Origin of the sequence: Tenacibaculum litopenaei, from assembly GCF_964514025.1 — a bacterium.
Taxonomy (GTDB): domain Bacteria; phylum Bacteroidota; class Bacteroidia; order Flavobacteriales; family Flavobacteriaceae; genus Polaribacter; species Polaribacter litopenaei.
Window position 1 is genome coordinate 165,850 of record NZ_CAZEQT010000009.1, and the last position, 16,800, is coordinate 182,649.

Genomic DNA, 16,800 nt, shown 5'->3' on the forward strand with positions numbered 1-16,800 from the left:
TATTTTTATTTCAAATCTATAAAAAACGACCATGTCAAAAACATATTACGACCCTGCCGACCTCAGAAAATTCGGCAAAATCACCGAATGGAGTGAAGAGTTAGGAAACAAATTTTTCGAATACTACGGTAAAGTTTTTGAAGAAGGAGCTTTAACCGCGAGAGAGAAAAGTTTGATAGCCTTAGCAGTAGCACATACTGAACAATGCCCTTATTGCATTGATGCTTATACTAAAGACGGTTTACAACGAGGCGTGACAAAAGAAGAAATGATGGAGGCCATCCACGTTGGAGCTGCCATTAAAAGTGGAGCAACCCTCGTTCACGGGGTACAAATGATGAACAAAGTGAATAAGTTAGATATGTAATTGGTTTTCCCAATACACCTTAAATTGTCGCAAACCGAACCACCGTGTTCGGTTTTTGCAAACTCTTAAATACGATAATGAAAAAATCTCTTTTAGCAAGAAATAACGATTTAGCCAACACACAACGTCAACTAGAAATTCTGTCGAATGGAATTTTCAAGGATGAACTTCCAACATTTGCGCAAAAAATAAAGGAAACCAATCAATTTCCACTGCGACCCAAGAAGTTAGAAATTCTTCAAATTAATGTTGGCTATATGTGTAATCAGGTATGTGCTCACTGCCATGTGGATGCAGGTCCTGATCGCAAAGAGATTATGACACGAGAAACCATGCAGCAATGTTTGGAGGTCATCAAGGCCACGGGCGCACATACCTTAGATTTAACGGGAGGAGCCCCTGAAATGAATCCCAATTTTAGATGGTTTGTAGAGGAGGCAGCCAAGGCTGGTATTAAAGACTTTATCGTACGCTCCAACTTAACCATTATCAGAGCGAATAAAAAATACTACGACCTTCCTGAATTTTTCAAAAAACACAATGTGCACGTCGTTTCTTCCATGCCTCACTGGACACGAGGCAAAACTGATAAACAGCGAGGAGATGGTGTTTTTGACAAATCAATCAAAGCGTTGCAAGAGCTCAATGCCGTGGGCTATGGTGTTGAAGGAAGTGGTTTAAAATTAGATTTGGTTTACAACCCATCAGGAGCTTTTTTACCGGGAGATCAACAGTCTATGGAAAAAGACTTTAAAAAAGCACTCTACGAAGACTTTGAAATCGTCTTTAACAGTCTTTTTGCGATTACCAACCTGCCTATTTCGCGATTTTTAGACTACCTAATCGCTTCGGAAAATTACGAGGATTATATGTACGCCTTGGTAGAAGCTTACAACCCTATGGCTGTAGCCAATGTAATGTGTACCAACACGCTTTCAGTAAGCTGGGACGGCTATTTGTACGATTGTGATTTTAATCAAATGCTCAACCTCAAAGTAGCCAGTAAAGTTACCCATATTTCCGACTACAATGAACAAGCGTTACAAGACAGAAATATCATTATAAATCAACATTGTTACGGCTGTACCGCCGGAGCAGGAAGTAGCTGTCAGGGAACTGTTGCTTAGCTAGCATAGCTAGGAACCCTGAGGCTTATTAATAACAAAACTCATATGATTCGTACTATCGCATGTATTATAAGCCTCTGCTGTTGCTTGCAGCTCCAAGCTCAAGACAGCCTGCAAACCTTACTTAAAAAATACAACACGGAACAAATCCCTTATATACAGGTTACTGAACTAGTACGTGACAGCACCAACGTTATCTTACTCGACAGTCGTGAACCTCGAGAATTTAAGGTAAGCCACTTAAAAAATGCTGTGTGCGTTGGCTATGACCGCTTTGACCTTGCGAAAACACTGAACATGCTTCCTAAAGACAAACGCAGTAAGATAGTTGTTTACTGCTCTTTAGGCATACGTTCAGAAGACATTGCCGAGCAACTGTACAAGGCCGGATACACCAATGTTTTCAATTTATACGGAGGCATTTTTGAATGGAAAAACCAAGGCAACCCCGTTTTCGACGCTCGTGCGAAACCGACTGAAAAGGTTCATACGTTTAATAAAACCTGGAGTCAATGGTTGCAAAAAGGGAAAAAGGTGTACTAAAAGTACTGCCCTATCCCAAATACAAAGCCTCTGGAGGCATTGGCTGTAAGCCCATAACCGTAATCAATTCTAAAAATCGCATTAAAAATCTTTTTATTGATCAAACGGAGTCCTACTCCCGAATAGACATGAATGTTCTTTGCTTGCACAAAGTCGCTCAAAGATCCTCCTGGATGTCTCCAAGAACCGATGTCAGTAAAGACATTTGTTTGTAAGGCAAACCATTTTTTATCAATCAGCGTATGACGGTATTCCGTATTCCATACGATACTTCCGGTACCTCTATCCACCAAGATTCCCACTCCTCTCAAATTTACATTATTATCAAGGGCAAACGGTGCAAAAGGGCTTTTTATATTTGACGACAACCCAACACGCAGGCGATTCGCCCAATTTCCTCTCGTTCCGAATCGCTTAAAATAAAACAAGTCGTTCCAAGCGATGAGAAAGTCTTTTTGATAGGAATTTACCGTAGTTACGTATTGTAAATACAACTGACTTTTAAATCCAGACACATAGTGATAAAAGTAGTCGAGATCATCGTACGTATATCGAAATTTCAACAACTTCTTATTGACATCCAATCGCTGTGGTACCTGGGCTGCTGTATGTCCACTTAAGTAGGTATAGCGCTCCTTAAATAAGTTAATTCCTGCTGCTATGGTATTTCTAAAATTAATTTGAAAAAGCCCTAAGAGCTCGTAGGAAATATTTTCGTATTTGTAATTTGCGGAAGCCTGATCAAAGTATAAGGGTTCCTCACTTTTCCAACTTTGGTGGTAAAAAGCCAAACCAAAATTTCTGGAAAACAAGGTAGGAGCTTCAAACTGCACCCCATAAGAATCAAAACCATTGTGTTGATAAAAGCCACCTACACGGAGGTTCCTTCCTAATAAATTGTATTCGTAAAGCCCCACTTTATAAGCGAGTCGCCTGTTGGTAGTAGTCCATAAATTCAGGGTCGGAATGAGCGTAAAATTCTCTTCAACTCCTATTTTAACCTCGCATTCACTCTCGTTAATTGGCGTTACTGTAAAATAGGCATGTGCTACCGCTGGCATCCTTTTTAAACGAATTATATCCGTGCTGAGCAGCGTGGAGTCTAATGGTGTATTCACCTCGGTATCCAACATTTTTCGCAAGGTGGATTCCTTTGTTTTTTTCAGCCCTTCAAAATACAATTTTCGTACCGTTAATTCCTGCGCAATTGATTGAAGGGATATTGCGAGAAGTACGATTAAGAAGCCTATTCTTTTCATTAGTTAATTACAAAGCTTTTTTGAATGACTAGATTTACCCAATTGTCTTCACTAACTCCCATCAGGGTAAACTGATAATTTCCGCTACCTAAAGCTACAGGTGGTGCAGTACGAGTTACATTGAGAACAACATTAGAGGTATCGTAGTATTGAAACCATTTATCCTTGGTATAGGTTCCGGTTATAAGATCATTTTGTGCGCTGCTTACTACTTGGAAGTAGATGGTATTTTCTTTGATACTTCCGTCATTCCAAACAAATTTAGGTTTCCCTTGGATACTCGTGTCAATCACAGCGCTCGTTGTCCACTCAGTTGGTTTGGTTTGTCTTTTTAATCGAATCGGATTGGAGCTGTATACAACTCCGAGTACTTCAAAGGTGACCACGCACCATGCATCTTCAGCACTGCCCTTTACAAATCGTTTTAAATAACCATTAAAAACGGGCTCCTGAGGTAATGCTACCTTCTGATATTGGCCAAAATCGTCCTTTGAAATCTGAGCCGTACTACTTTCAAAATACTGGATATTTGACGCTCCTGGAGGCGGATAAAAAAAGATAAAAGTACCTTCACTTGCCGTGGGTTTACTCGCTGCGCAAGCTATCACTCCACCTTTTTGATGACTTGGCGCTGTGCTGATATAATTTTTTAAATTATCCGTGGCGATGTCGTTTTTTGAACAAGACATCAAAAATCCGATACTCACTAAAAGTAGGCCTAAAATTTTACTGTTGATATGCATTTTTAATAGTTATTTCTGCGGGTTTATTTTGGGGGGTAAAACGGTTGTTATTCGGTCCGCCAACATTTTCGTGGTCTGCAAACCATTTCCATACAAATCCTCCTGCGAACCAAGGTTCTTGCCAAAAAGTCTCGTAAAGTGCTTCTAAAGCCAATTGTTGGGCTTGCAAATCTACCTGTCCTTCAATGCGCTTTGCATCCCACGGTTCTCTTCCGGTATGGTGAACACTTCGATATCCGTATTCTGTAAATACAACAGGTTTTTGATATTTTTCCCTAACGGCTTTAATTTCTTCTTTGTGTGAATTCCAGGCAACTTTAAAGGCTTCTTTATCCACTTTCTTAGCTGGAGTTAACGGGAAATAGGCGTCTACGCCAATATAATCCAGTTCCCCCCAAAATGGAACGCGTTTAAACTCATCCCAATTGGCAGCGTAGGTAAGTTTACCACTGTATATTTTACGAATATCGACAATCAACGCCGTCCAATATTCCGGTCTGTTCTGAACGAACTGCTCTAGCTCTGTTCCGATACACAACACTGGAATTCCTTCCTTTTCAGCCAGGGCAGCAAACGTCGTGATAAAATCTCGATAACTCGATTCTAAGCGCTTCCAACTTTCCTCATCATTCATAGCTATTTTTCCTGTGTACAAACCTCCGTGTACCCAAATTTGCGGTTTGAGCATCACCTGGATATCGTTTGACTTAAACAGGTCTGCATATTGAGAAACTCCCGCACTCGTCTCGCCAAACCACTGCCATTTTTCATTGAATTTTACGAGTGGTTCATCCAAACTTCTAATAAAGCCAAAAGGCATCAACGAAACGTAATTCGCTGATACCTTTTGAACGGGGATGATTTGTTTTTTTGATATTTTATTGGGGCTCGCTACAAAACTCAAGCCATTAATTTTCTGCCCCCGACTTGTACAAGCCAGGCCTAGTAGCACCAGAGCACTAAGCAGTATTTTTTTGCATTTCATAGCTACAAGTTACGGTATTCTGTTAAAACAACGCTCGTAATCCAATGTTAAAACTCTGTCCTAATCCAGTATCCTGACCTCTCACAAAATTACTGTACAACACTTCGAGGTTTAATACTTTTGTAATCTGGTACTTCCCTCCTAAACCGAGTGCCGTATAATTTTGAGTAAACTCTCCAAAACGCTCAGCGTGCTGTGCAAATACCAATACCGTTGATTTATCCGTAGGGAAGTAACTCAAAAAAGCACCTGGAACTACAAAAAATGTCTTGTTCGCAAAACTCTTCTCATCACCAAAATTGTACTCCGTATTCAACTCAGTAAACAACTGCCATTTTCCACCACTAAAGGTATAATCGTAGAAAAAACGATTTTGGAAAATCCATGCTGTTTGATCTAAGAAAACTCCATTGCTATCACTTTCTTCATCGATAAGAGGTATGTGTACTGCTGATTGAATAGAGAAGTTTGCTACGTTTTTCAACGGCTGAATTTTAATGGCCGGTGCAATACTCGTGATTCCTTTTCTATCACTATTCGTGTCTTTTAAGCTAAATACAGAAAGCGCCTGACGTCCTCCTCTGGTATTGGAACGAAATTCGACAATAGCACCAACATTGATACGATTATTATCAGATATTCCCGTAAATGCTTCTACTGTTGATGTAAAATAGTTTTCGCGAGGCTTGTCAGCGGTCTTACCGTTGAAATTGGCTTTGGTTTCTGTATAGAGATTATTAAAGAACTTGATATCCCATTGTCCTTTATTCAACAATTTTGAGGGCGTATATGTTTGAATATTACTTTTGCTATCTTCTTCCGATTGCGCAAATCCTTGCCAACCTAATCCTAACATAGCTATAGCGAGTAATACACGTTTTGTTTTCATGGTCTTTGAATTTTAAGTTACCAACTAGGTCGCTCAAAATTTTCTCTACTTACAACACCGTGTTATTTATACTGATTCTAAATTTAAGCTATTCATTAAGTTCTTAACTTTAAGTTCGACCTAATGTGCAAATCAACTTTTTTATGGAACACGTTGTAATTATTGGTAATGGTATTTCAGGAGTCACTGCGGCTCGTCATATTCGTAAATTATCAGACAAACAGATTACTATTGTTTCTGCCGAAACAGACTACTTTTTTTCTAGAACCGCCCTTATGTACGTATACATGGGCCACATGAAGTTTGAACACACACAGCCGTATGAGCCTTACTTCTGGAAAAAAAATCGGATCAATCTCAAAAAAGGATACGTCAAGCACATACACAGTGACGACCACCAAATCGAGTTTTCGTCAGGTGAAATGATGCAGTATGACAAATTGATTATCGCTACGGGTTCGAAACCCAACAAATTTGGTTGGCCTGGTCAAGATGCCAAAGGAGTAATGGGCATGTATCACAAACAAGATCTCGAACAACTTGAGCAGTATGCTCCAGACAACAATACCTGTAAACGCGCAGTGATTGTAGGTGGTGGACTCATTGGAATCGAGTTAGCCGAAATGTTACACAGCCGCCAAATACCTGTCACTTTTCTAGTTCGTGAAGAAAGTTTTTGGAATGGAGTACTCCCTGCACAAGAATCGGCTATGATTAATCGTGAAATCACAGAAAATCATATCGACCTTCGACTGGGAGTGAATTTAAAAGAGATCAAAACCAATAGTGCGGGCAAGGTAACCTCAGTCATTATCGCTGAAACCGGTGAAGAAATCGCCTGTGATGTTGTCGGGTTGACCGCTGGAGTATCTCCAAATATTGAATTTGTAAAATCTTCAGCCATCGAAACCAACCGCGGTGTGCTCGTCAATCGACACTTGGAAACCAACATACCCGATGTATATGCTATCGGAGACTGTGCTGAACAACACGAAGCCATTGGTCAAAGGCGCCCCATAGAAGCTGTCTGGTATACCGGACGCATGATGGGAGAAACGGTCGCACAAACCATTTGTGACAACAGGACTCCCTACAAGCCAGGCCCTTGGTTTAATTCGGCAAAATTTATTGATATCGAATACCAGACCTACGGTTGGGTTTGGGCGCAACCAAAAGACCATGAAGAACGATTTTATTGGGAACACAGTAGCGGAAAAAAATGCATCCATATCAGTTTTGACAAAAAGACTCGCGAATTTATTGGTATCAACACCTTTGGAATTCGCATGCGTCACGAGTTTTTCAACAAGGTATTGTTGGAAAAACAAACTGTTGACAAGGTAATGGCCCATTTAGCAGACGCCAACTTCGACCCGGAATTTTACCAACTTCACGAGCGGGAAATTGTGTCAAAATTCAACAGAGAACAAAGCACCAACATTCAATTAAAAAAGAAAAGCTGGAAACGCATTTTTAGCAGAAATTAAGATATGAAAGCAATAAAACAAATAGGTCTTGTAATTTTTTTACTAGGACTAAGCATATTTACAGGAAGTCTTTTTTCAGGATCCTTCAGCTTAACTTCTGCTGAATTGGAGGAGTACCTGCAAGAGAAAGGATATAAAAGCGAACGTATAAAAGACGAATTAAGCAATGCAGTAGTCACTGACGAAGCCTTGAATATTTTCGAGTTTTCCTCACGAGCACGGACAGCATTTGCCAATTCAAACCAGTATTACGACGAGCTTATCGCCAAATACGATGCTGAAAAAAATTGGGACTTAAAAGGCGCTCAATTTCAATACAAAATTTACGGTAAACCACACACCTTAAGCTATGACCTAGCCAAAAGAGCAGGAAAAGGCTTTGTAAAAGAACATCCTGGATTACTTTGGTTAGGAACCTTTGGACTAGGAATACTGGGAGCTTTACTTTTTATCCTACCGAATTTTATACTATTGGGCCCAAAAGGAATTAAAAACAATGGTATTTACCTCGAGGCTAGTACGAACAGAGGCTGGATTGCCTGGTTAGTTTTAGGCTACCTTGTTTTGTTCTACATCCTCTTGTACTTTTTACCAGATTACGTGGTGAACTGGACATTTATTCTAGACCCTATTAGCAAAGCTTTAAACGGCGGTGCTGCCAGTCAGTGGTTTGTATACGGATTCTTATATTGTGTAATTATGATTGTCATGGCGGTTCGCATGTACATTAAATACCGTCACAACAACTATCAAATTGTACGAACTACCTCTGTTTTGTTTTTCCAGATAGTGTTTGCTTTTTTAATTCCAGAAATAATGGCGAGCTTAAACCTTCCGGGATACGACTTTAAAAATGCCTTTCCACTAGACTATGATTTCTTCTTCGAATGGAACTTAGACTCGTTAAAAAACAGTGGTGCTATCGGTATTTTTATTTTAGTATGGGGAGTTTTACTCACCTTAGTCATCGTACCTGTTATGGTCTACTTCTTTGGTAAGCGCTGGTATTGTTCATGGGTATGTGGTTGTGGTGGATTGGCAGAAACATTAGGAGATCCGTACCGTCAACACTCAAACAAAACACTAAACGCCTGGAAATTGGAGCGCTGGGTAATTCATTCCGTACTCGTCTTTTCACTAGTGATGACTGTGGTTACTCTGTACTGTTATTTTTCAGGAGCCTCATCATTCTTAGGCATCAAATCACAGTGGATTAAAGACTCGTATAGCTTCTTGATTGGCGCTTGGTTTGCCGGAGTTATCGGAACGGGATTCTACCCTATTTTTGGAAACCGTGTATGGTGTCGCTTCGGATGTCCACTAGCGGCGTATATGGGATTGGTACAGCGTTTTAAATCTCGATTCCGAATTACCACAAACGGAGGACAATGTATTTCTTGTGGAAACTGTTCTACTTACTGTGAGCAAGGAATTGACGTTCGTGCATATGCTCAAAAGGGAGAAAACATAGTGCGCGCGAGTTGTGTAGGATGTGGGGTGTGTTCAGCAGTGTGTCCGAGAGGTGTATTAAAACTCGAAAACGGACCAGAAGAAGGTCGTATTAACCCAACTGATGTACTGTTAGGGAACGACGTAGACCTGTTGAAATTAGTAAATAAAAAATAAGCTAACGTGAATCAAATATCTATAAAAGCGGAGAAGTTTACAGCAGTATTTTTGCTGTTCTTCTCCCTTTTTTACCTCTCTTGTTTTGGGCAAAAAAAATATCACAAAGAGTTTTATAGCAACGGACAGCTCAAACTAGAAGGATGGCTTGACCAAGGTAAGAAAACCGCCTATTGGAAGTATTATTACAAAAATGGTGTGATCAAAAAACAAGGACATTATAAAAATGATCTTCCCGTAAATTATTGGTACTTTTACCGCAAGAATTCGTCAAAAGAAAAAGAAGGACATTTTATTGATGGCAAGCAAAACAAGTGGTGGTTGTACTACGATTCCAGAGGATATGTCAACCATAAATGTCAGCTAAAAAACGACAAAAAAAATGGATATTGCTTGTTGTACAAGAAAAACAAATTAGTAAAAGCCGTCAAGTTCAAAGACGGAAAAAAAATAAATGAATGGACCGATTTTTCCTCATTTAAAAAGGAAAATGATTTGAAGGATTTACAGTAAAATGCAGCAACCACTAGTTAAAGTTATCATCCCAGCCTACAACGAACAAGATTCAATTGCCTTAGTAATTAACGACATCCCTACCGTGGTTGATGAAGTCATTGTAGTGAGTAACAATTCAACTGATCTTACAGAAACCAACGCTCGTGCAGCAGGCGCCACAGTTCTTTCCGAAAAGCGTAAAGGATATGGCTACGCCTGTTTAAAAGGAATGGACTACATAGCTCAACAAAAAACAAAGCCTGATATCGTAGTCTTTTTAGATGGTGATTATTCGGATTTCCCCGAGCAGCTCACTGAGCTTATCGATCCGATAACGACACGTGGTATCGATTTTGTTATTGGTGCCCGAACCAAAACATTGCGCGAAGCGGGCTCCATGACTCCGCAACAGGTATTTGGCAATTGGCTCGCCACATTTTTAATGAAAATATTTTTTAACGCAAAGTTTACAGACCTCGGTCCGTTTAGAGCCATCAAATACCCTAAATTGCTCAACTTAAACATGGAAGACAAGACTTATGGATGGACAGTTGAGATGCAATTGAAAGCATTAAAACAGCAATATAGCTATGAAGAAGTTCCTATGAAATACAGAAACAGAATAGGAGTCTCAAAAGTTTCAGGAACCGTCAAAGGTACTATATTTGCAGGCGTTAAAATTTTAGGTTGGATATTTAAATACAGTTTTAAATAATGGTTTTAGAATACGTCATCATTACGGTGTACACCATCTCATTAGTATTGATACTAATGTACGCTTTGGCTCAGTTAAATTTACTTTTTAATTATCTGAAAGCGAGAAAAAAAACAGACAATGCTTCTAAGTTCGATTTGACGAACCCTGAAGAAGTTCCTTTTGTCACCATACAACTTCCGGTGTTTAATGAGCTATACGTCATGGAACGCCTCTTAGATAATATTGCCAAGCTTCGCTATCCTCGTGAAAAGTTAGAAATCCAAGTTTTGGATGATTCAACAGATGAATCAGTCCTTTCTACAGCAGCACATATAAAACGATTACAAGCTACAGGACTAGACATTCAACACATTCGCAGAGAAAACAGACAGGGCTTCAAAGCCGGAGCACTCAAGGAAGGATTAGCCATCGCCAAAGGAGAATTTATCGCCATTTTTGATGCCGACTTCTTACCTAAACCTTGCTGGTTAGAAAAAACAGTTCCTTACTTTAAAGATCAAGCTATTGGAGTTGTCCAAACGCGTTGGGGACATATCAATAGAAATTACTCAACCCTTACAAAAATACAAGCCTTTGCGCTCGATGCCCATTTTACATTAGAGCAAGTTGGACGCAATAGCCAAGGGCACTTTATCAATTTTAACGGAACTGCGGGAATTTGGCGTAAAACGTGTATTTACGATGCCGGAAACTGGGAAGGAGATACCTTGACAGAAGACTTAGACCTCAGTTATCGCGCACAGTTGAAAAAATGGAAATTTAAGTATTTGGAAGACGTGGAAACACCTGCTGAGCTCCCCGTAATTATCAGTGCAGCGCGCTCACAGCAATTTCGCTGGAATAAAGGAGGTGCCGAAAATTTTCAAAAGATGCTCAAACGCATCTTGGTAAGCGATACCATTTCTCTGAAAACAAAAATTCACGGAATGCTTCACTTGTTGAACAGTTCAATGTTCACCTGTATCTTTTTAGTCGCAGTATTGAGTATTCCTATGCTGTATATCAAAAACGAATACGAACATTTAAAGATTTATTTTTTAGTTATGAGTTTCTTTATTGTTAGTACACTAATCTTCTTTATTTGTTATTGGTTTATGTACAAGCGAACCTATGGTGGTGGCTTTGTCAATTTTATCAAATACATCGGAGCCTTTTTCTCTTTTTTCTCCATTGCCATGGGCTTTTCACTACACAATACCATTGCAGTACTCGAAGGTCATTTCGGTAAAAAAAGTGAGTTTGTACGCACGCCGAAATTCAATATTAAATCACTAACCGACAGTTGGAAAAACAACAAATACATCCGTAAAAAGCCTTCAACAAATGTCATTATAGAAGGTTTATTGGCCCTCTACTTTGCCTTTGGTATGTACAGCGCTTTTATCGTAGGTGATCAAGGAGGAGATTTTGGTTTATTTCCATTCCACCTCATGTTGTTTATCGGATTTGGATATGTGTTCTTTAAATCTATTTTTTCTAAGGCCTAATGCACTTTCTAGAAAAATACAAAGCGAGTATACTCCTCGTGTTGCTCACAGCACTGTATTTTTACTTTGCGTATTTTTTAGAGCGCACCTCCTATTGGAGTTTTGCCGCCCTGTGGATTAGTTTGTTTACCGCGAGCTATTTCTTGTATCGCGATAAGCAAGAGGACGCTGCATTTTTAACAGCTGCAGCAGTACTCTTCCGCTTGGCCTTTTTATTTGCCCTCCCCAACTTATCGCAAGATTTTTATCGATTTATCTGGGACGGACGTATGCTCGCTCAGGGCTACAACCCCTATCTATCCTTACCTCAAACATTTATTGAACAACACGAATACCCCATTGCACAAGCAGTGGAACTCTATGAAGGCATGGGAAGTTTAAACGGGAGTCATTACACCAATTACCCTCCTATTAATCAACTGTGTTTTTGGATTGCTAGTACCTTGAGCGGCACCAGTATTTTAGGAGCCGTAGGTATTATGCGTGCACTTATTATACTCGCTGATATCGGTATTATCATTTACGGTAAGAAGATACTCCAAGACTTACAAATGCCCAAGTCTCAAATTTATTGGTATGCGCTAAATCCGTTTGTGATCATAGAGCTCACAGGAAATTTACACTTTGAGCCCGTAATGCTCTTTTTCATGGTGGCTAGTATCTATTATTTACTAAAGAACAAGTGGCTACTTTCTGCCTTCTTATTAGCGGCTTCTGTGGCTGTAAAACTGATACCGCTGCTATTTTTACCCCTATTTCTTCCGTACTTCCTCAACGCAGAGAAGCACTGGAAAACAGGATTACTCAAAACTATTGGATATACAGGAATGGTACTTCTGAGCACCCTCCTCTTCTTTATACCTTTTATCGATGGAGCATTTATCGCTAATTACAGCAACTCTGTAGGGCTCTGGTTTCGAAATTTCGAATTCAACGCCAGTTTGTACTACATAGCTCGTGCCATTGGCTACTGGTTTAGAGGTTATAATGAGATTGCCATTATAGGTAAAATCATGCCCGTATTAGCCCTGTTATTTTTAGGCTATTTAACGTTTCGAAAGCAAGGAAAGGATCCCCAATACCTCTTGGTTTCTATGTTGTTCGGTTTGAGTTTCTACTATTTTACGAGTACCACGGTTCATCCTTGGTACGTAGCCACTCCTTTAATCCTAACTGTCTTCACTCGGTATACCTTTCCGATTGTTTGGAGTGCCGTTTTAATATTGAGTTATCAGGCCTATGCCAATACCCCGTGGCAAGAACATTTGTGGATTATAGCCTTGGAATACCTTCTTTTATTTGGCTACCTCATTTACGAACTTCGAACTGTAAAAGGAGGCCACCTCTTTTCAAAGTGAAGTATTCGAAAAAATCTGCTAGGATTTTTGTAATATTGTTATATACTTTGTTCTTAATTTATGAAAAGGCTCACCATTAAAGATATCGCAAAACAACTGAATGTTTCTATCTCTACCGTCTCAAAAGCGCTGAATGACAGTTATGAAATCAGTGTAAAAACGAAAGAAAAAATTCAGAAGTTTGCAAAAGAAAACAACTATCAACCCAACGTAACAGCGGTTAATTTAAAGAACAAGAAAACAAAGACCATCGGAATCTTAATTCCAAACATGCTCAATTATTTCTTAGCTCAGGTGTTTAAAGGAATCGAACGCGTTGCTACAGAGCAAGGGTATAAAATTATTTCATGCATCTCTAATGAGTCTTTCGACAAGGAGGTCGAAACTATTAAAATGCTCTCCAATGGTAGTATCGACGGACTTATTTTATCATTGGCTGAAGAAACCTTAGTCAATCGTAAATACAAGCATTTTACAGATACGATTCACCGTGGAATTCCCATGGTTATGTTTGATCGTGTAGCGCAAGACGTTCCTTGTGACAAGGTAATCACCAACGATTTTGAAGCGACCGTAAATACGGTTAAACACCTGTATGACAGCGGCTGTAAAAACATTGCCTTTATCTCAACCATGAGTCATTTAAAAATTGGAGAACGCCGTTACTTAGGTTATGTAAAAGGCTTAGAAGATTTGGGTATTCCCCTCAACAAAAATATCGTAGTCAACATTGTGGAAGAGGATTATAAAAAATACGAGGAACTCCTAACCCCCATCATCCACAACCACCCTATAGACTGTGTGATTACTACGGATGAATCGTCGGCGGTTGCTGCAATGAAGGCCGCCATTAAAAAGGGTTATCGCATCCCTGAAGACTTCTCAGTTGTTTCCTTTTCAAACGGAATACTCGCACGTCATTCGAGCCCCAAAATGACCACTGTTAGCCAACACGGTGAAATTATGGGTGCTACAGCTGCCGAATTACTAATCAATCGTTTAGAACAGCGAAATACCAACGAAACTCCTATTACTAAGGTTATTAAAACAGATTTGGTCATCAGAGACTCTACCAAGAAGCAATAAACAAGAAGCTCTTAAAAAAACAAAACCCACTCAAAAAGATTGAGTGGGAAAAATTGCTATGAAAAAGAAAAAGAAAGTGGTTTATTCAACCACGTTTCAAAGATAGTAATCTTTTCCTTTATCACAAATTATTTTTACAAAAAATTTACTTATTTCTAACATTTAACATTTCAATAGCCGCACACATAACCTGCTGAAAAACAAAAAACTACATCAAAGTAAATTTTGTAATTTACGTCAAAACTTATTTAATCCACTCGAAATGTAATGGGCAAAGTATATCTAACCTTAACTGGTTTACTTTGCTGCATTCCCGGTTTAAACTTGGGTAATTTTTTTACCACGCGTTCCACTTCTTTTTTCAAAGCGGCATGAGGTGCTCGAATTTTTATTTCGGATATTTTCCCGTTCTTATCGATTACAAATTGGGTTGCTATTCTGTATTTTCCAGGGCTCATTCCGAGGTCTTCGGCAAGTCCAGCGTCAAAATATCGTCCTACATGGGCTTTCATCTTACGCTCTAAACACTTTCTTCCTTCTTGTTCTGAAAGTCCTTCACAACCTCTAAAAACAGGTGCGTGTTGCAATCCTAGCAACGGTAAAGGATCTTCACTTTCATCGATAGGTTCCTCTACTGGTTCATCCGGTAGGCTAGTAATATCGATCTTTTGGGGTTCTTCATCTTTAGGAATTAAAGACTCTGGGACATCAAAAGAATTGTCAACCACTTTAGGTTTTGTAAAATCTAGCTTCTTAGGTTGTTCTAAGGTCGGTGGTGGTGTCGCCTTTTTAGGAACTACACGGCGAAATTCAATTGCTTGGTCGGCGGGCATTTCATAATCGGTAATGCGTTCACCAGTAACCTCGATGAGATCTTCTTTCTTTTCCGTTTGAAACTCCAATACACTGTATACGACAAACAGGGTCAATAGCAATCCTATTTGCATAAATACAGTTGAGAATTTTTCCAATTGTTTTCTGGGTTGTTTTTTTGGCATTTTCATAGTATACTAATTGGTGTTAATGAATTCATAAAAATCAAGAAGCATGCCAAAAAAAAAGCAACCAAAATGGTTGCTTTTTTAACATATATGTAATAGACTATTATTCTACATTGAAGGTAATTGGTAAGGTATATCCTACTCTTACAGGTCTACCTCTTTGCTTACCAGGAAGCATTTTAGGTAATTTTTTAGCAATTCTGATTGCTTCTTTCTTTAACCTTGGGTGTGGAGCTCTGGCATTGATATCTTCGATATTTCCAGTTTTTCCAATCTTAAAGATTAAGTAAATTCTCTTTTTACCTGGTGATAAACCTAATTCGTTTGCTAATTCAGCATCAAAATAACGCTGAACGTGCTTTTGCATTTTCTTATTTAAACAAGCTTTCTTTTGCGCTTTTGATCCTTTACATCCTGGGAATACAGGTACATCTTCAATAATGTTGAACGGTACGTCCTCCACTACTTCTTCTTCCTCTTCCACCTCAACGATTTCTTCCACTTCAACAGCTTCCGTTTCATCCGTTTCTGTAGATTCGATGATCGTTTCTTCAACTTCTTCCTCGTCTTCTACAACTTCGATTTTCTCTGGTGCTGGTGGTGGTGGTGTATTTTGTGGTGGTGGTGGAGTTTCGATTTGGATTTCAAGTGTTTCATCCTCTACATCTTCAGCCATTTCTGCTGATCCTAACCCCTCATATGTTTTATCGTACGTTTTGTACTCAATCGAAACATACGTTATTAATAAAGCTAAAACCAAACCTAACTGAACAAACAGCTTACTGTAGTTTTCTAAGTTTGATTTTGGATTTTTTTTAATTTCCATCCTTAATGTTTTTAATAGTTCGCTAATTTAATTAAATTATTTCAACTTTTACAAGCTAAATTTTTAAATACTGCGCTTTTTATAAAAAACTGACCTAAAAATTGCTAAAGCTAAAAGTACTCCGAGAGTATTTGCGAAAACGTCTAAGAGTTCTCCACTGCGATACTCCGTCATGGTCATTTGTAAAACCTCAATAATTATGCCGTAAAACACACAAAGTATGACTATTACAATTAATGAGCGCATGTTTGTTACAAGTGCGTACATCCAGGCAAATGACAACGTAAAATAGGCAATACAATGCTGTATTTTATCAGCGTATTTAACTTGGATTGGTGGAGGCCCGAGTTTCACTAAGCAAAGAATAGCGATACCAATCGTAATTAGTATCGCTATAGTCACCTTAATTTTCTTATCCGTTAATAAGGTCTTGATAAGCATCGGCAGATAGTAGCCCTTCTAATTGTGCAGTATCTGCAATCTTTACTTTAATCATCCAACCTTTTCCATAAGGATCAGAGTTTACCAATTCTGGTTCGTCTTCTAACTCTTCGTTAAATTCAACTACCTCTCCTGTCAAAGGCATGAATAAATCTGATACAGTTTTTACGGCCTCTACAGAACCGAATACTTCTTCGATCTCAACCGTTTCATCTAAGGTATCGACATCTACGTAAACGATGTCTCCTAATTCACCTTGTGCAAAATCAGTAATACCAATTACTGCCGTATCTCCTTCAATCTTTACCCACTCGTGGTCTTTGGTATACTTTAATTCTGATGGAATGTTCATTGTATTGTTT

18 protein-coding genes are annotated in these 16,800 nt (G+C 39.0%); 10 read left to right on the forward strand and 8 right to left on the reverse strand.

Going from position 1 to position 16,800, the window contains the following annotated elements; genetic code table 11:
* Positions 1-31: 31 nt before the first annotated feature.
* The 3 genes from ACKTS5_RS19010 to ACKTS5_RS19020 all read left to right on the forward strand — a co-directional run bounded on the left by ACKTS5_RS19010 (position 32) and on the right by ACKTS5_RS19020 (position 2,037).
* Entirely contained in the window at positions 32-367 is a 336-nt protein-coding gene (locus tag ACKTS5_RS19010) for an arsenosugar biosynthesis-associated peroxidase-like protein (RefSeq protein WP_408045469.1), read from the forward strand.
* A gap of 74 nt (positions 368-441) precedes the next feature.
* Positions 442-1,494: an arsenosugar biosynthesis radical SAM (seleno)protein ArsS gene (gene arsS / locus ACKTS5_RS19015; protein WP_408045696.1), complete on the forward strand. Its 1,053-nt coding sequence runs from the start codon at positions 442-444 to the stop codon at positions 1,492-1,494.
* Between the two features lie 45 nt (positions 1,495-1,539).
* Entirely contained in the window at positions 1,540-2,037 is a 498-nt protein-coding gene (locus ACKTS5_RS19020) for a rhodanese-like domain-containing protein (protein ID WP_408045470.1), read from the forward strand.
* Here the strand turns inward: ACKTS5_RS19020 and ACKTS5_RS19025 are convergent.
* The 4 genes from ACKTS5_RS19025 to ACKTS5_RS19040 are packed head-to-tail and all read right to left on the reverse strand — an operon-like array spanning position 2,034 to position 5,913.
* Positions 2,034-3,296: a BamA/TamA family outer membrane protein gene (locus ACKTS5_RS19025; RefSeq protein WP_408045471.1), complete on the reverse strand. Its 1,263-nt coding sequence runs from the start codon at positions 3,294-3,296 to the stop codon at positions 2,034-2,036. The two genes, ACKTS5_RS19020 and ACKTS5_RS19025, sit on opposite strands and share 4 nt — an antisense overlap.
* Positions 3,296-4,039, reverse strand: coding sequence for a hypothetical protein (locus ACKTS5_RS19030; RefSeq protein ID WP_408045472.1), 744 nt, complete (start codon positions 4,037-4,039; stop codon positions 3,296-3,298). Before ACKTS5_RS19030 ends, ACKTS5_RS19025 begins: the two co-directional genes overlap by 1 nt.
* Complete coding sequence (locus tag ACKTS5_RS19035; protein ID WP_408045473.1) at positions 4,023-5,024, reverse strand: glycoside hydrolase family 113; 1,002 nt, start codon at positions 5,022-5,024, stop codon at positions 4,023-4,025. The genes ACKTS5_RS19030 and ACKTS5_RS19035 overlap by 17 nt, the downstream gene beginning before the upstream one ends.
* A gap of 22 nt (positions 5,025-5,046) precedes the next feature.
* On the reverse strand, positions 5,047-5,913 hold the full coding sequence (locus ACKTS5_RS19040; protein ID WP_408045474.1) for a hypothetical protein: 867 nt from the start codon (positions 5,911-5,913) through the stop codon (positions 5,047-5,049).
* Positions 5,914-6,056: 143 nt separating this feature from the next.
* Here ACKTS5_RS19040 and ACKTS5_RS19045 point away from each other — a divergent pair, with 143 nt between their 5' ends.
* Genes ACKTS5_RS19045 through ACKTS5_RS19075 form a run of 7 tightly spaced genes read left to right on the forward strand, consistent with a single transcriptional unit; the run spans position 6,057 to position 14,170 of the window.
* Positions 6,057-7,400, forward strand: coding sequence for an NAD(P)/FAD-dependent oxidoreductase (locus tag ACKTS5_RS19045; protein ID WP_408045475.1), 1,344 nt, complete (start codon positions 6,057-6,059; stop codon positions 7,398-7,400).
* A gap of 3 nt (positions 7,401-7,403) precedes the next feature.
* The gene (locus ACKTS5_RS19050; RefSeq protein ID WP_408045476.1) at positions 7,404-9,026 is read left to right on the forward strand and encodes a 4Fe-4S binding protein; all 1,623 of its coding nucleotides are present in this window, start codon (positions 7,404-7,406) and stop codon (positions 9,024-9,026) included.
* 6 nt (positions 9,027-9,032) lie between these two features.
* A complete protein-coding gene (locus ACKTS5_RS19055; RefSeq protein ID WP_408045477.1) occupies positions 9,033-9,539 on the forward strand; it encodes a toxin-antitoxin system YwqK family antitoxin in 507 nt (168 codons plus the stop codon).
* A gap of 1 nt (position 9,540) precedes the next feature.
* Positions 9,541-10,236 (forward strand): glycosyltransferase family 2 protein, encoded by a 696-nt coding sequence (locus tag ACKTS5_RS19060; RefSeq protein WP_408045478.1) that lies wholly within the window; start codon positions 9,541-9,543, stop codon positions 10,234-10,236.
* On the forward strand, positions 10,236-11,726 hold the full coding sequence (locus tag ACKTS5_RS19065; RefSeq protein ID WP_408045479.1) for a cellulose synthase family protein: 1,491 nt from the start codon (positions 10,236-10,238) through the stop codon (positions 11,724-11,726). Before ACKTS5_RS19060 ends, ACKTS5_RS19065 begins: the two co-directional genes overlap by 1 nt.
* A complete protein-coding gene (locus ACKTS5_RS19070; RefSeq protein ID WP_408045480.1) occupies positions 11,726-13,084 on the forward strand; it encodes a mannosyltransferase in 1,359 nt (452 codons plus the stop codon). The genes ACKTS5_RS19065 and ACKTS5_RS19070 overlap by 1 nt, the downstream gene beginning before the upstream one ends.
* A 60-nt stretch (positions 13,085-13,144) precedes the next feature.
* Positions 13,145-14,170 (forward strand): LacI family DNA-binding transcriptional regulator, encoded by a 1,026-nt coding sequence (locus tag ACKTS5_RS19075; protein ID WP_408045481.1) that lies wholly within the window; start codon positions 13,145-13,147, stop codon positions 14,168-14,170.
* A gap of 248 nt (positions 14,171-14,418) precedes the next feature.
* Here ACKTS5_RS19075 and ACKTS5_RS19080 read toward each other — a convergent pair whose 3' ends face one another.
* From ACKTS5_RS19080 to gcvH, 4 genes are all read right to left on the reverse strand, one after another.
* Positions 14,419-15,174, reverse strand: coding sequence for an energy transducer TonB (locus tag ACKTS5_RS19080; protein WP_408045482.1), 756 nt, complete (start codon positions 15,172-15,174; stop codon positions 14,419-14,421).
* A 100-nt stretch (positions 15,175-15,274) separates the two neighbouring features.
* Positions 15,275-15,997: an energy transducer TonB gene (locus ACKTS5_RS19085; RefSeq protein WP_408045483.1), complete on the reverse strand. Its 723-nt coding sequence runs from the start codon at positions 15,995-15,997 to the stop codon at positions 15,275-15,277.
* A 63-nt stretch (positions 15,998-16,060) separates the two neighbouring features.
* Positions 16,061-16,438: a VanZ family protein gene (locus ACKTS5_RS19090; protein WP_408045484.1), complete on the reverse strand. Its 378-nt coding sequence runs from the start codon at positions 16,436-16,438 to the stop codon at positions 16,061-16,063.
* The gene (gcvH, locus tag ACKTS5_RS19095) at positions 16,410-16,790 is read right to left on the reverse strand and encodes a glycine cleavage system protein GcvH (RefSeq protein ID WP_408045485.1); all 381 of its coding nucleotides are present in this window, start codon (positions 16,788-16,790) and stop codon (positions 16,410-16,412) included. The genes ACKTS5_RS19090 and gcvH overlap by 29 nt, the downstream gene beginning before the upstream one ends.
* Positions 16,791-16,800 lie beyond the last annotated feature (10 nt).

Excerpts from the sequence above, each read along its gene's own strand:
- ACKTS5_RS19045 (WP_408045475.1), top strand. The coding sequence starts at position 6,057 with ATGGAACACGTTGTAATTATTGGTAATGGTATTTCAGGAGTCACTGCG.
- ACKTS5_RS19065 (WP_408045479.1), top strand. The coding sequence starts at position 10,236 with ATGGTTTTAGAATACGTCATCATTACGGTGTACACCATCTCATTAGTA.
- ACKTS5_RS19060 (WP_408045478.1), top strand. The coding sequence starts at position 9,541 with ATGCAGCAACCACTAGTTAAAGTTATCATCCCAGCCTACAACGAACAA.
- ACKTS5_RS19025 (WP_408045471.1), bottom strand. The coding sequence starts at position 3,296 with ATGAAAAGAATAGGCTTCTTAATCGTACTTCTCGCAATATCCCTTCAA.
- ACKTS5_RS19035 (WP_408045473.1), bottom strand. The coding sequence starts at position 5,024 with ATGAAATGCAAAAAAATACTGCTTAGTGCTCTGGTGCTACTAGGCCTG.
- ACKTS5_RS19040 (WP_408045474.1), bottom strand. The coding sequence starts at position 5,913 with ATGAAAACAAAACGTGTATTACTCGCTATAGCTATGTTAGGATTAGGT.
- ACKTS5_RS19080 (WP_408045482.1), bottom strand. The coding sequence starts at position 15,174 with ATGAAAATGCCAAAAAAACAACCCAGAAAACAATTGGAAAAATTCTCA.
- ACKTS5_RS19070 (WP_408045480.1), top strand. The coding sequence starts at position 11,726 with ATGCACTTTCTAGAAAAATACAAAGCGAGTATACTCCTCGTGTTGCTC.
- ACKTS5_RS19020 (WP_408045470.1), top strand. The coding sequence starts at position 1,540 with ATGATTCGTACTATCGCATGTATTATAAGCCTCTGCTGTTGCTTGCAG.
- gcvH (WP_408045485.1), bottom strand. The coding sequence starts at position 16,790 with ATGAACATTCCATCAGAATTAAAGTATACCAAAGACCACGAGTGGGTA.
- ACKTS5_RS19030 (WP_408045472.1), bottom strand. The coding sequence starts at position 4,039 with ATGCATATCAACAGTAAAATTTTAGGCCTACTTTTAGTGAGTATCGGA.
- ACKTS5_RS19010 (WP_408045469.1), top strand. The coding sequence starts at position 32 with ATGTCAAAAACATATTACGACCCTGCCGACCTCAGAAAATTCGGCAAA.
- ACKTS5_RS19090 (WP_408045484.1), bottom strand. The coding sequence starts at position 16,438 with ATGCTTATCAAGACCTTATTAACGGATAAGAAAATTAAGGTGACTATA.
- ACKTS5_RS19075 (WP_408045481.1), top strand. The coding sequence starts at position 13,145 with ATGAAAAGGCTCACCATTAAAGATATCGCAAAACAACTGAATGTTTCT.
- ACKTS5_RS19050 (WP_408045476.1), top strand. The coding sequence starts at position 7,404 with ATGAAAGCAATAAAACAAATAGGTCTTGTAATTTTTTTACTAGGACTA.
- ACKTS5_RS19085 (WP_408045483.1), bottom strand. The coding sequence starts at position 15,997 with ATGGAAATTAAAAAAAATCCAAAATCAAACTTAGAAAACTACAGTAAG.